Here is an 11,704-nt window from a genome sequence, read left to right on the forward strand (position 1 = left end):
TGGAGCAGGCGGATATGCCCGCGGATTGAAGTGAATGGAGTTGTCTAGTGACTATGCCTGACTGGCGCGACAACCGTCTGGGCACGATGAAACGTACGGCGCTCTGGCTGGTACAAGAGGTTGGTGAAGGGAACACCTTCACCAAGAACCAGCTTCGGGAGGCTTTCCCGGAGGTGGCGCAGATTGATCGCCGTATGCGTGATTTGCGTGACTTCGGCTGGAAGATCGACACAAGCAGGGAAGATGCCGGGCTTGATCTCAATGAGCAGCGTTTCGCCCAGCGTGGTGCTGCAGTCTGGGAACCAGGTAAGGCCACCCGTCAGGCAGTTGCTGTTAGCACGAGCCAGCGTCGTGAAATCCTGGCGCGGGACGGGTACAAGTGCCGCAGTTGCGGGATTGGCCCTGGTGAGAAGTACGTGGGTACGGAGACGACGGCCCAGCTCGACCTCGCACGCCGGCCGGTCCGGATGCCTGGGGGCACGCAGCAGACGCAACTTGTCGTCGAATGCAACCGGTGCAGGGTAGGTGCCGGCGGTGAGCTGGCTGCTGACGTGCAAGATGTGCTCTCGAGGGCTGCGCGCCTGCCGATGATCGAGAAGAAGATGCTTGCTGGATGGATCGAAGAGGGGTCCAGGCGGTTCAGCGAGGCGGAGCAGCTCTGGGCCGACTTCCTTACGCTGCCTGCCGAGGCGCGCGAACTCGTGCGCGAGTCGCTGAGCTGAGAGTGTGCCGTCCCCTCATGTCGGATGCGGCAGGTTGCGCCTGCCGCAGAGCAAGGATGAACGATGACGACTGACTTTGGTGTCCCGCCAGGAGCTGCAGCCACCCGGAACGTGGTCGAGCAGCGCTTGTCAGATGCGAGCGGGACCGCGGGTATCCCCGAGACAATCAAGATCGAATTCCGGGGTCAGCCGACCAATGTGCAAGTGATCGACATGCCGGTGCCGCGACTCTTCTATAACCCAGGTACCCACCGGATCCGTGCACAGCGCAGCCATGATCCTGATAAAGACCGGGCCTTGAACGAGGACCCTTGGAGCGATGAGAGTCAGGAATACCTGCACTACCTGCTGACCACTCTGCCCGCCGATCCGTCACGGCGTGATCCGAAGTTCGACGATCTGCAGCAGAGTCTTCGCGAGTACAAGCAGCTCGAACCTGGGCTGATCACCCATTCTGGCATCCTGGTGAACGGGAATACCCGTCGTGCAGCACTAAAGGAACTCGGATTTCCGATCATCCGCGTCGGGGTTCTGCCGAAGTCTTGCACCTGGGACGACATCCACGCGGTCGAACTCACCCTTCAGCTCCGTCAAGACCACCGCCGCGACTACTCCTACATCAACCACCTGCTCGCAGTTGAAGAGCAGCTGGCATTGGGTGTCGGGCCGTCTGACATCGCCCGGAGCTTTCATACCACAAAAGATGCTGTTGATCGGGACATGTGGATCCTCAACAGTCTGCGTGACCTGATCGGTCGCAGTGCCAACGGTGCGTTCTCGCTGCGCTTGATGGACTTCGAGAATGCCAAGGAGAAGTTGTTCGAGCTCTACCGAACGGTCAAGAAGGAGCGGAACAGGGAAAAAGCGGAGCTGCTCAAGGAAGCGCGTCTGACTGCCATCGTCTTGGACTTCGCCAAGACAGACGTACGCTACATCGGCGCGGACTTCCAAAGCCGTTTCCTCGATGACCGGCTGCCCGCAGACCTCAAGCCGGCGGTAGAGGCATCCGCGCCGAAGATGATTCCCGGCCTCAACCGTCCCGCGCCTTCCGCCGCTCCGCAGGTGGCGGCAGCCAGGGCGCTGACCGACACCGCTTTGAAGCTGAAAGCGGTGGAGGTTGCCGGGGAGAAGGCCGAGCCGGGCCAGCTGGCTGATGCCTCCAAAGCCAAGCAAGACCTCCTGGATGTGTTCGATGGTGCGATTGCGATGGCGGGGAAGGACTTCCGGCTGCGGAAGAAGCGGCAAGCCGCGCCGGACCGCGTGAACGATGCTTGCGAGGATCTGAGGCAGTGCGTCATCGATCTGGTTATGGCCCGCGGTAACGGCAGTCTGGACGAAGACGCTTTTGATGACGCCGTTGTGAAGATGCGGGACATGCTGGTTGAGGTTGCCGCTGAAGCCAACCGGACGATCAACCTGCCAGGCGAAGGGTTGACCTGGCTGACCGCGGTGGTCAAGAAGTGACCCATGCTTCGCAGGCGATCGAGCCTTCGCTGAGACTCGCGTTCGACGTCACGCGGACTCGAGTCGTTCTCCGGGCGGAGGCCGGTTTCCGTGAGGATTTCGTCGCTCTGGTGGGGCGCATCGCGGCTGGCAGTCAGACTGGCCAGTTGAGCGCCGAAGTGGATCTCGATGACTTCTTGGCCGGAGTGGGCGAGCTTGCGGCTTGGCCCGACGCCGATGTTGTCTGGGACAAGGCTCTCGCCGGGCTGGTGAACGATGTCCTCGATGATGCGGATACGGCTGAACGACGGCTCGCATCTCAAGAGCCCGGCGTGGCGGACGAGATCGCGGCCGGGGAAGTTGCTGCTCTCCTCGGGCCTGAATGGGCCGGCGATCTGACAGCCTTCCAGCGCCGTGACATCGCACGCCTGCTCACGCTGCGCCATGGTGCGAACTTCAGCGTTCCGGGTGCCGGCAAGACGAGAGTCGGCCTTGCTGTCTTCGCGGCGATGCGTGAACGAGGCGAGGCGCAGCGACTGCTCGTCATCGGTCCGAAATCAGCTTACGAATCGTGGAGGTTCGAAGCGGGTATATGTTTCTTGCAACCTCTGCGAACATCCGTGATGGATGCGGGCCCCGACCCTTCCGCGGAAATTCTCATCGTCAACTACGAGCGGATAGGGCGTGCTGTGGCAGCACTGTCCGCTTGGCTTCGTGCTGCTCCGGCCATGATCATCCTCGATGAAGCGCATCGCATGAAACTAGGCTCGAGCGGAGCCTATGGGGCTGCATGTCTTGCCCTTGGACCATTGGCGAGCCGACGGTTGATCCTGACAGGTACACCCGCACCCAACGGCGCCCGAGACCTCGAAAGCTTGCTTTCCTTCGTCTGGCCCGGGCACGGGAAACGCGTCGTGGCAGACGCTGTAGGCGGCGGAAACCTCGCCCACGCGAGTTCAGTGCTACGTCCGCTCTTCACCCGTACCACGAAGGGTGAACTCGGACTTCCCCCTGTCAGTACGAAGATCAGATACGTCGACCTCCCACCTCTTCACCGAGAGATCTACGAGGCGCTCAAAGGCAATCCGTCAGCTAGGTCGGGAGATCTCGAGGCGCTGGGCAAGGCGATGCTGAGGATGCTCATGGCGGCTACCAGCCCCGCCCTTCTTGCAGAGGGCAGTACACGCTACGAGCCGCTTGCCTATCGGGTCGAACCTCTGCCGGTGTCCTCGGAGGAGTCTCTCGGTACTCTTCTCCGGAATCTTCCCGAGTATGAGGTCTCGCCCAAATACAAGGAAGCTGTCCAGGTCGTCGCCGAGAATGCGAGCCACAAACGAAAGACGCTCGTCTGGAGCACCTTCGTTCGCAGTATTACCACGCTCGAGGTGCTCCTCGAGCCGTTCCGGCCAGCGGTTGTCCACGGCGGAACCCCTGATCGGGATGAGCAGATCCGCCGGTTCCGGGAAGACCCGGAGTGCATGGTGCTGATCTCCAACCCGGCGACGCTAGGGGAAGGCATCAGCCTGCACCACGAGTGTCACGACGCCCTATATGTCGACCGTGACTTCATGGCCGGTCGTTTCCTGCAGAGTCTTGACCGCATCCACCGTCTCGGCTTGGCGCCCGGAACCGAGACGAGAGTGACCGTCTTGGCCGCACGAAACACCGTCGATGAGATCGTCGCTTTGCGGCTGAGCGAGAAACTGGAGTTTATGGGCGCCATCTTGGACGACCCATCGGTCCGCCAGCTAGGTGACCTGCAAGAAGATGAGGTCACCACAGCTGGGGGCATGGACGCCGCGGATATCCGGGCGTTGCTCTCCCATCTCGCCGGCGCTGGCACCGATGGTCGGAAGGCACCGGGGTAAGCACGCGGGGGTGCTGGTCCCCGGCCGCTGTCTGAGCGGCCGGGACTCACAGCGCCGGACTGGCGGATTCAGTCGGCGAGTGAAACAAGCGGCCCGGTGTCCAGAGGTTCATCGCCGGGCCGCCACCGTTTGATCACTACGCCTCGCACGGTTGCCGTCGGCTCGGTGCAGCCCAGCGAGGCCGCAGCTACCTTGACCGGAACGAACCCTCCAGGTGGTGGGTGTGGCAGGCCAAGCTCGTAAGCGATCCTTTGCGCCGCGAGGCGGGTTCCGCTCAGCAACAGAAAGCCCTCGCTGGTGAGAAGATCAAGCGCGCCGCCATTGGCGCGCACCCGTTTCATGCTGTCTCGCTGTTGAGCTGTGGCCTCGATCGACGCCCGGTTTACGACCCGGCCCTCAGCCCGCCTCATCAGCTCCGCAACCCGATGCTTCCCAGGTGGTTGCGCCTCGATTGCCAGACGGTCTGCCTCCGGCAGCGACAGTAAAGTGTTCACGGGCAACGGTGCATCCCTGAAGAGCCATTTACCGCGTTCCAGGAATGCCGATTTGATATTGCGCTTCTGGTCGCGGTTCGGCTTAGTGAGGATGTTCAGGTCTGCCCGGATCACGCCGAGCGACCAGCGCGACCGATAGTCGTCGGCATGTATGAGCATGCAGAGTTTTCCCTGCGCCTCGACAGGGATCATCCAGCGACCGAAAGTCATTGAGTACTTCGCGTCCACGTCGTGGCCTGCGATACCGAAGTCGAGATCATCGCCATCGTCATACTGGAATCTGCGCTGGAGATTGATTTCGACGAGCGAGCCGAAGTGTGTTCGCTCGGTCTTGGCCAGACGATCGATGCTGTAACGTCCGGTGCGCTGACCATCGTAAATCTGGTCGAACGTGTCTCGCAGCACGTGCCCGGTAAGCGACCCATGAGGATCGAGTAGTAGGAGATGTGCCGCTACCTGGCTCAGCGCTTCGTCGTCCTGCATCCTGCCGCCTCGGGTCCCTGGGTAACTTGTACTCAGCGGTGTGCTCGCGGCAGGCGATCGTAACCCTCTCGTGCTAGCGGGGGGACTAGACTTCTGCCGCCGCCAAGGTAGGGTCGTACGTATGTTCGGTCAGTCGAGCGCGGAGCGTACGGCCTGGAGGGCTTCCTCCAGCGGTTCGTGCTCCCAGATGCGGACGACCGTCCAGCCGGCCTCCTTCAAGGCGGTATTGGCTCGAGTGTCCCGCTCCATGTTCCGCTGGAGCTTTGGTGCCCAGTACCACTCGTTCGTGGTCGGCTTCCGGCCATGCTGAGGGCAGACATGCCAGAAGCAGCCGTCGACGAACACAGCGATCTTGCGCTTCGTGAAAACGATGTCCGGTCGTACACGCGTTTCCGGCAGCCTGAGCAAGAGGTCTTTCCGGTAGCGGTACCCGAGATGGTGAAGAGCTTTGCGCAGGCTAACCTCGGGCTTCGTGTCGCTGCGACGGTTCGCCTGCATGTTCCGGGAGCGCCCAGCGTTGAGGGGAGCGGGATATAGGCCCTTCGCGTGAGCCTGTCCGCGGCGTGACTCAGCGTCATCTCGGGACACTGGCACCTTCGCTTTCGCATAACATCCGGCGCGTGCTAGCCGTTCGTCTGGTCCTTCCTGGGGCAAGATACTGGCATTAACTTAGGCACGCGCCTAGCCCCTGAAAGGAGGCCTCGTGGCCGGTCCCGAAGAAGTTGTAGAGATCTGTGCCGGCGCCGGTGGTCAGGCCCTGGGCCTGGAACGGGCTGGCTTCGAACATGCGCTTGCCGTTGAGCTAGATGAAAATGCGCTCAACACTCTAAAGCACAATCGTCCCTCGTGGAAAACTGCGCTTGGTGACGTTGCTAATCTAGCAACGTGGAAGCCGTCAGATTATGAAGGCATTGACCTGTTAGCTGGAGGGGTGCCTTGCCCTCCATTCACTATCGCCGGAAAGCAACTGGGTGCCACGGACGAACGTGATTTGTTTGCCTGGGCGGTCGAGCTTGCTGGGGTCGTCAAGCCGAGGGCCTTGCTTTTGGAGAACGTGCGAGGCCTGAGCATGCCACGCTTCTCGGGTTACCGGCAGCACGTACTCGATCGTTTGGCGGGCTTGGGCTACGTGGCGTCTTGGAGGCTACTCCAGGCATCAGACTATGGCGTCCCTCAACTGCGTCCCAGGTTCGTTCTGGTAGCCATCAACAAAGATGATGCGCCTTACTTCTCCTGGCCGGAACCAGCCGAGCACGTGGTGACCGTTGGCGAGGCCATTGGCGATTTGATGGCATCGGAGGGCTGGGAAGGCGCGACTGATTGGGCTTCCAAGGCCGACAAGATTGCCCCGACGATTGTGGGCGGATCTAAAAAGCATGGCGGCGCAGACCTCGGGCCTACCCGAGCCAAGCGAGCCTGGAGAGAAATGGGTGTCGACGCGATGGGCGTGGCGGATGCGCCGCCGCAGCCGGGCGCCACGTTCGAAGTCGGCCCCAAGCTGACGTGCGAGATGGTCGCGCGGATTCAGGGATGGTCGGATGACTACGAGTGGACCTTTACGGGTCGTAAGACCTCGAGGTACCGCCAGATCGGTAACGCCTTCCCGCCACCCGTGGCCGCGGCTGTCGGCACATCGATTATGAGGGCTCTGCGTAACGAGGGTGACCCCGCTGCCGGAGTTCCGGTCGATCATGACCCGATCTACCTTGCTCTGCGCAAGGCAGGTGGCTTTGTGACACAAGCGCAGCTGATCCGCGCTGTCGGTGGCATCGAAGTGCCAGAGCTAGAGCGACGGATCGGACTGCTCAGCCGCGACTTCGATCTCACGATTGAGACGCGGTCTGCTGGTCCGGCTTACCAGCTGGGAGGCTTCAAGGCTTTCGTGGGTCAGAGCGACCACCTGCGGCACGACGCGTTCCAGAAGAATCTCTCCAGCATCAGCTGAGCCTGAGTTCCGGGTGAAACGCTCTTGCCTCTTCACCCGGAACTCAGATGTCTTCCCTCAGAGCCGTGACGACGGCGGGTTCGATAGCGTGAAAGCGCACGCCTACCTGCCACACCTGAGGGGAACACGTGGAGCTGCTGCACTCCGGCAAGGTTCGGGATGTCTATGCGGACGGGGGCGACCTGCTCCTCGTCGCCTCGGATCGGATCTCGATCTTTGACGTGATCCTGCCTACCCCGATTCCGGACAAGGGGAAGATTCTCACCCAGCTGTCGCTGTGGTGGTTCGACCAGCTCAGTGACGTCGTGCCGAACCATGTCATCTCCTCCACCGATGTGCCGGAGGAGTGGGCGGGGCGGGCGATTCGCTGTGAGCGGCTCGAGATGGTGAAGGTGGAGTGCATCGCCCGGGGTTATCTGGCCGGCTCCGGGCTCAAGGATTACCAGCGGGACGGCGCGGTTTCCGGGGTGCCGCTGCCGCCCGGGCTGATCGAGGGCTCGCGGCTGCCGGAGCCGATCTTCACGCCGAGCACCAAGGAAGCCGTCGGCGCTGGGCATGACCAGCCGATGACGTTCGAGCAGGTGGTTGAGCAGGAGGGCAAGGATCAGGCCGAGGAGTTCCGGCGGATCACGCTGGAGATCTACCGGCGGGGGTCGGAGATCGCCGCGACCAAGGGGATCCTGATTGCGGACACCAAGATCGAGCTCGGCACGAAGGACGGCGAGCTGAAGCTCGGCGACGAGCTGCTTACGCCGGACTCGTCGCGTTTCTGGGCCGCGGAGGAGTGGCAGCCCGGTGACGTGCAGCGTTACCTGGACAAGCAGGTGCTGCGGGACTGGGCGATCCGGGAGCACGGCTGGGACAAGTCCGAGCCGGGGCCGGAGCTGCCCGAGCGTGTGGTCGAGGCGACCCGCGCCCGCTATGTCGAGGTTTACGAACGCCTGACCGGGGACAAGTGGTTCTAGGCTTCCGCGGTGGGGCGGCGCTGCGACGACGAGGGTGAGGACGGCTGGTCGGCTCGGTTGCGCTTGTGCATCAGCCAGGCACCGTAACCGGCGGCCAGCACCGCCTCCAGCGCGCCTGTCCACCCGCCGTAGACCAGGCAGATCGGCGCGATGGTCCACAGTAGAATCGCCGTGATCAGCCAGCGTCTGCGTTGGCGGAGACGTAGCCGGTCGACCCGGCGTGCGAAGCCTGGGTCGGTGTCCCGCAACCGGGCCACCAGGCCGTCGAACTCCTGCTTTTCCCGCGGCTCGAGCACGCGCCGTCACCTCCATGGCGAGGATGGACGGGATCGAAACTACCCCGTCTCGGGGCGGTCAACCGCGTTTGTCGCCAGACCGCCAGCAGAGAATTGACATAGAGCACGCGTGAAGTTACCGAATGCTACGGCGTGCCGGAGCCGCTGACCCGCGAGAACCTGGTCCAGCGGCGAGCATCGCCGGACGGCCAGGCGCCACTACGTCTTCCGCGTCAACTTCCATAGCGCCCGAAAGGGTCAAGTCGCTCGTCCCAGCCGCGGAAGTGCATCGCGAGACGCGCGGCGAGCCGGGTAGGGAAGCGCCGCGCGAGGCAGGTGGCTCGACTGCGGGACCTTCACGACGTACCGCAAAAGGGGTCAATGATGTGAAGCGGCGGCCTGCTCGGGCCAATGCGCGCTCATCTTGCAGTCCCCGCACGTCAGTTGTTCCCCGCAGGTCGGGCACCAGTCGTTGGTGCGCCGCAGGTGCCACCCCAGGGCGACGCCGGAGAAGAGGCTCAGCAGGCCGACGATCGCGGCGACGGTGACGGCGCCGGTCATGACGCGAGCGGCTTGCGGCGGACCAGCCGCAGGCCCCGGTTGTCGAGCATCGGGTCGTCGTCCTCGCGTGACGTCACATAGGGCGCGGTGAAGGTGTCGACGCCGGTGCCGCGGTGCGTGCCCGGGTGATAGGTCACCGTGACCGCTCGGGGGGAGGCCGCCTCGATCACGCCGGCGCGCCAGCCGTCGCGGTAGACCCAGACCGGGTCGGCCGGACGGTAGCTCTCGGACGGCGCCACATCTGCCGGATCCCGCTGAGGCGGGGTGACCGTCGGCGTGGACGTCATCAACCAGTTCGACATCGCGATGCCTCCAAAGCTCTCGAGGCGGCGTTCAAAGCGCCAGCAGGCAGCACCGACGACGCGCAACAACCGAGCAGCCGAAGTTTTCGGCACGCTGCGTTAGCAGTCGGTACGTTCCTGTCAGCTATCATGCTCGTCATCAAGTGCGTCCGCAAGGCCGTCTGCACGTGCATCCGAGCGCGCATTCGTCGTTGCGAGACTAGGCTTGACACTGTTTCGCGGTAGACGATCTCCGCTCTAGGATGCATGCGACTGCATTCCGGCAGTCACGACGCGGCGACAAGGAGTCAGGTGAGCGCGGGTACGCAGGAGGAGGCGCCGGGTGGCGGCCCAACCGTGCTGCGCATTCTGCTCGGCTCCCAGCTCCGGAAGCTGCGTGAGTCGAAAGGGATCACTCGCGAGGCGGCGGGCTACGAGATCCGCGCCTCCGGGTCGAAGATCAGCCGGATGGAGCTCGGCCGGGTCAGCTTCAAGGAACGCGACGTCGCGGACCTGTTGACCTTGTATGGGGTGGCCGACAGCGAGGAGCGCGAGCAGCTTCTCAGCCTGGCGCGTCAGGCGAACAACCCCGGCTGGTGGCAGCAGCTCAACGACGTCCTGCCGTCGTGGTTCCAGGCCTATCTGGGGCTCGAAGCGGCAGCCACGCTCATTCGTACCTATGAGATCCAGTTCGTCCCGGGTTTGCTCCAGACGCCGGATTACGCGCGGGCCGTGATCATGCTCGGGCATGCCGGCGCGAGCGCTGACGAGATCAACCGCCGGGTCGAGGTGCGCCGGCAGCGGCAGGCGATCCTCACCCGTCCGGGTGGACCGCAGCTCTGGGCCGTGATCGACGAGGCGGTGCTGCGTCGCCCGATCGGCGGTGTCGACGTGATGCGCGCGCAGATCGAGGCGCTCATCGAAGCATCGAAGCTGCCGAGCGTGCGGCTGCAGATCATCCCGTTCACCGCGGGCGGGCACGCCGCCGCCGGCGGTCCGTTCGCGATCCTGCGGTTCCCCGAGCCGGAGCTGCCCGATGTGGTCTACGTCGAGCAGTTGACCAGCGCGATCTACCTCGACAAGCGCGAGGACGTGGATCAGTACGCGATGGCGATGGAGCGCGTCTGCATCGACGCCGAGCCGCCGAACCACACGCCGGAGATTCTGGGCAAGCTGCTCAACGAGGTCGGGCGCCCGATCTGAGAGCCGCCCGATCGCGGGCATAGAGAAGGGCGGCCTCGTGAGGGCCGCCCGCTGATGGGGTCATGGTCCGGCCGGGTGCGAGCCGGCCGGACCTATTTTCTGCGCGGCCGGCGTTCAGGCCGGCGGCGCGCTGGCACTAGGCCAGCAGGTTGTCGAAGTCCCCGTCCCGCACGCCACCGAGGAAGGCCTCGATCTCGGCGCGGGTGTAGATCAGCGCGGCACCCTCGGGGTCGCGGGAGTTGCGCACGGCGACGTCGCCGCCGGGCAGGACGGCGCACTCCACACAGTTGCCACTCGGGTTGCTGCGACGGCTCTTCTGCCAGGTCACGCCCTGCAGCTGACCGGCTGGCATGCCGTTGACCACGTAGGTCATTCCAAGCTCCCTTGGTTCGCCCGGATCGCCGTTCGACCCGGGATGTGTTGTCCACATGGCTAAATCTGGCGGTGATGCAAATGCACGTGCATCTGGCCTTGCGTAGTCACGGGATTCTGAGCATGATAACGCACGTGAGTCCATCGAAGGAGGGTCACGCAGAGTGAACTTCTTTCGGTGATGGGTCGGTCGCGGAGCGACAGTCTGCGGCCTCGGCGCAAGGCTCCCTGGCGGGGGCGCTCGAGCGAGAGGTGACAAGATGTCGATACCCAATATCGGCCCAGAACATCCCGAACCGGGCGACCCCGGCGCGTCCGAAAGTTCGCGCCGGGGCAATCCGCCGCCGGTCTACCGGGATGCGGAGATCACCGACGAGGTGGTCGCCGCGTCCACGAGGGCCAGCGCGGTCAGTCACCGATTCGGTGGGGTCCGTTACGCACTGAGTCGGCCCGGCGGGGCAACCGTCGCCGAGCCACCGGCCGAGGAGGGTGAGTCCGACGCGCGCGATTGAACTCCTTCGTTGTCAAGGGCACCGGTCCGCAGGACATCCGCACGCGCGTTCGCGGTGGATGGCCTCGGCGCCGCGGGTCCGCGACGACCGGCTGCGCCCGTCCCAGCCGCGCTGGCCGGTGCACGAGTTCGCCGAGTCCGACTACTGCTACGGCATCGGCACGATCCGGCTCCGCGTGGTCCGGGTCGATTGGCGCAGACCGATCCCGCACGAGGGCGAGACCTGGCTCGGCGTGCGTGGCATCGTGGTCGACCCGGACGGGCGCGAGGGCGTCGTCCGGGAGGTTCTGATCCGCGCCGGGCGCGTGCCGGCGCCGCCGGCCTGCAAGCGGCCACGACTTCGGGTGTTGCGCGACACGCCCGTCTGACGCCGGGTGGGTGGCCTGGTTCCCCGTGCTGGGCCACCCATCCGGTCTATCCCGTTATCGGGCTCTTTCGGCCACCAAGAGTGGGGTTCTCCGGGTGGTGTGTGTGAGTAGGAGACCGCGTCGCCGGGCTGTCAGGTCAGCCCGGCGACGCGGCCGGTTTTCCGGCTGATCCCCGCAATCGGAACCCACAAGATCAAATCTTTCTTGCCTGCC

General features: G+C 64.2%; 14 protein-coding genes. 8 read left to right on the forward strand and 6 right to left on the reverse strand.

The genetic code is table 11. The annotated features are described in order from the left end of the window. Positions 1–53: 53 nt before the first annotated feature. From Acy02nite_RS23990 to Acy02nite_RS24000, 3 genes are all read left to right on the forward strand, one after another. The gene (locus tag Acy02nite_RS23990; RefSeq protein WP_203744139.1) at positions 54–722 is read left to right on the forward strand and encodes a KpnI family restriction enzyme N-terminal domain-containing protein; all 669 of its coding nucleotides are present in this window, start codon (positions 54–56) and stop codon (positions 720–722) included. A 63-nt stretch (positions 723–785) separates the two neighbouring features. Continuing rightward, positions 786–2,186, forward strand: a complete 1,401-nt coding sequence (locus Acy02nite_RS23995; RefSeq protein ID WP_239175129.1) for a ParB/RepB/Spo0J family partition protein — start codon at positions 786–788, stop codon at positions 2,184–2,186. A gap of 146 nt (positions 2,187–2,332) precedes the next feature. Further along, positions 2,333–4,033: a DEAD/DEAH box helicase gene (locus Acy02nite_RS24000; RefSeq protein ID WP_239175130.1), complete on the forward strand. Its 1,701-nt coding sequence runs from the start codon at positions 2,333–2,335 to the stop codon at positions 4,031–4,033. A 68-nt stretch (positions 4,034–4,101) separates the two neighbouring features. Here the strand turns inward: Acy02nite_RS24000 and Acy02nite_RS24005 are convergent, their stop codons facing one another. Continuing rightward, positions 4,102–5,010 carry a NaeI family type II restriction endonuclease gene (locus tag Acy02nite_RS24005; RefSeq protein WP_203744141.1) on the reverse strand — a complete coding sequence of 303 codons (909 nt, stop codon included), beginning with the start codon at positions 5,008–5,010 and terminating at the stop codon, positions 4,102–4,104. Positions 5,011–5,139: 129 nt separating this feature from the next. Continuing rightward, positions 5,140–5,604: a very short patch repair endonuclease gene (locus Acy02nite_RS24010; RefSeq protein ID WP_307872290.1), complete on the reverse strand. Its 465-nt coding sequence runs from the start codon at positions 5,602–5,604 to the stop codon at positions 5,140–5,142. Between the two features lie 109 nt (positions 5,605–5,713). Between Acy02nite_RS24010 and Acy02nite_RS24015 the strand changes: the two genes are divergently transcribed. Together Acy02nite_RS24015 and Acy02nite_RS24020 are read left to right on the forward strand one after the other, a co-directional pair. Then, a complete protein-coding gene (locus Acy02nite_RS24015) occupies positions 5,714–6,955 on the forward strand; it encodes a DNA cytosine methyltransferase (protein ID WP_203744145.1) in 1,242 nt (413 codons plus the stop codon). Positions 6,956–7,083: 128 nt separating this feature from the next. Then, positions 7,084–7,920: a phosphoribosylaminoimidazolesuccinocarboxamide synthase gene (locus Acy02nite_RS24020; protein WP_203744147.1), complete on the forward strand. Its 837-nt coding sequence runs from the start codon at positions 7,084–7,086 to the stop codon at positions 7,918–7,920. Here the strand turns inward: Acy02nite_RS24020 and Acy02nite_RS24025 are convergent. From Acy02nite_RS24025 to Acy02nite_RS24035, 3 genes are all read right to left on the reverse strand, one after another. Next, entirely contained in the window at positions 7,917–8,216 is a 300-nt protein-coding gene (locus Acy02nite_RS24025) for a DUF3040 domain-containing protein (RefSeq protein ID WP_203744150.1), read from the reverse strand. The genes Acy02nite_RS24020 and Acy02nite_RS24025 overlap by 4 nt on opposite strands. Before the next feature lie 357 nt (positions 8,217–8,573). Further along, the gene (locus Acy02nite_RS24030; RefSeq protein ID WP_203744154.1) at positions 8,574–8,756 is read right to left on the reverse strand and encodes a hypothetical protein; all 183 of its coding nucleotides are present in this window, start codon (positions 8,754–8,756) and stop codon (positions 8,574–8,576) included. Beyond that, a complete protein-coding gene (locus Acy02nite_RS24035; RefSeq protein ID WP_203744156.1) occupies positions 8,753–9,058 on the reverse strand; it encodes a hypothetical protein in 306 nt (101 codons plus the stop codon). The genes Acy02nite_RS24030 and Acy02nite_RS24035 overlap by 4 nt, the downstream gene beginning before the upstream one ends. Before the next feature lie 291 nt (positions 9,059–9,349). On the opposite strand from Acy02nite_RS24035, the gene Acy02nite_RS24040 reads away from it, so the two are divergent. Then, entirely contained in the window at positions 9,350–10,240 is an 891-nt protein-coding gene (locus tag Acy02nite_RS24040; protein ID WP_203744159.1) for a Sco1979 family transcriptional regulator, read from the forward strand. Between the two features lie 136 nt (positions 10,241–10,376). Here the strand turns inward: Acy02nite_RS24040 and Acy02nite_RS24045 are convergent, their stop codons facing one another. Then, complete coding sequence (locus Acy02nite_RS24045) at positions 10,377–10,613, reverse strand: DUF397 domain-containing protein (protein ID WP_089295067.1); 237 nt, start codon at positions 10,611–10,613, stop codon at positions 10,377–10,379. A 259-nt stretch (positions 10,614–10,872) separates the two neighbouring features. Between Acy02nite_RS24045 and Acy02nite_RS24050 the strand changes: the two genes are divergently transcribed. After that, positions 10,873–11,124 (forward strand): hypothetical protein, encoded by a 252-nt coding sequence (locus tag Acy02nite_RS24050; RefSeq protein ID WP_203744161.1) that lies wholly within the window; start codon positions 10,873–10,875, stop codon positions 11,122–11,124. Positions 11,125–11,182: 58 nt separating this feature from the next. Beyond that, positions 11,183–11,491, forward strand: a complete 309-nt coding sequence (locus Acy02nite_RS24055) for a hypothetical protein (protein ID WP_203744164.1) — start codon at positions 11,183–11,185, stop codon at positions 11,489–11,491. The last annotated feature ends 213 nt before the right edge of the window (positions 11,492–11,704 follow it).

The organism is Actinoplanes cyaneus, assembly GCF_016862095.1.
GTDB lineage: Bacteria > Actinomycetota > Actinomycetes > Mycobacteriales > Micromonosporaceae > Actinoplanes > Actinoplanes cyaneus.

Excerpts from the sequence above, each read along its gene's own strand:
- Acy02nite_RS24030 (WP_203744154.1), bottom strand. The coding sequence starts at position 8,756 with ATGACCGGCGCCGTCACCGTCGCCGCGATCGTCGGCCTGCTGAGCCTC.
- Acy02nite_RS24005 (WP_203744141.1), bottom strand. The coding sequence starts at position 5,010 with ATGCAGGACGACGAAGCGCTGAGCCAGGTAGCGGCACATCTCCTACTA.
- Acy02nite_RS23990 (WP_203744139.1), top strand. The coding sequence starts at position 54 with ATGCCTGACTGGCGCGACAACCGTCTGGGCACGATGAAACGTACGGCG.
- Acy02nite_RS24050 (WP_203744161.1), top strand. The coding sequence starts at position 10,873 with ATGTCGATACCCAATATCGGCCCAGAACATCCCGAACCGGGCGACCCC.
- Acy02nite_RS24035 (WP_203744156.1), bottom strand. The coding sequence starts at position 9,058 with ATGTCGAACTGGTTGATGACGTCCACGCCGACGGTCACCCCGCCTCAG.
- Acy02nite_RS24045 (WP_089295067.1), bottom strand. The coding sequence starts at position 10,613 with ATGACCTACGTGGTCAACGGCATGCCAGCCGGTCAGCTGCAGGGCGTG.
- Acy02nite_RS23995 (WP_239175129.1), top strand. The coding sequence starts at position 786 with ATGACGACTGACTTTGGTGTCCCGCCAGGAGCTGCAGCCACCCGGAAC.
- Acy02nite_RS24055 (WP_203744164.1), top strand. The coding sequence starts at position 11,183 with ATGGCCTCGGCGCCGCGGGTCCGCGACGACCGGCTGCGCCCGTCCCAG.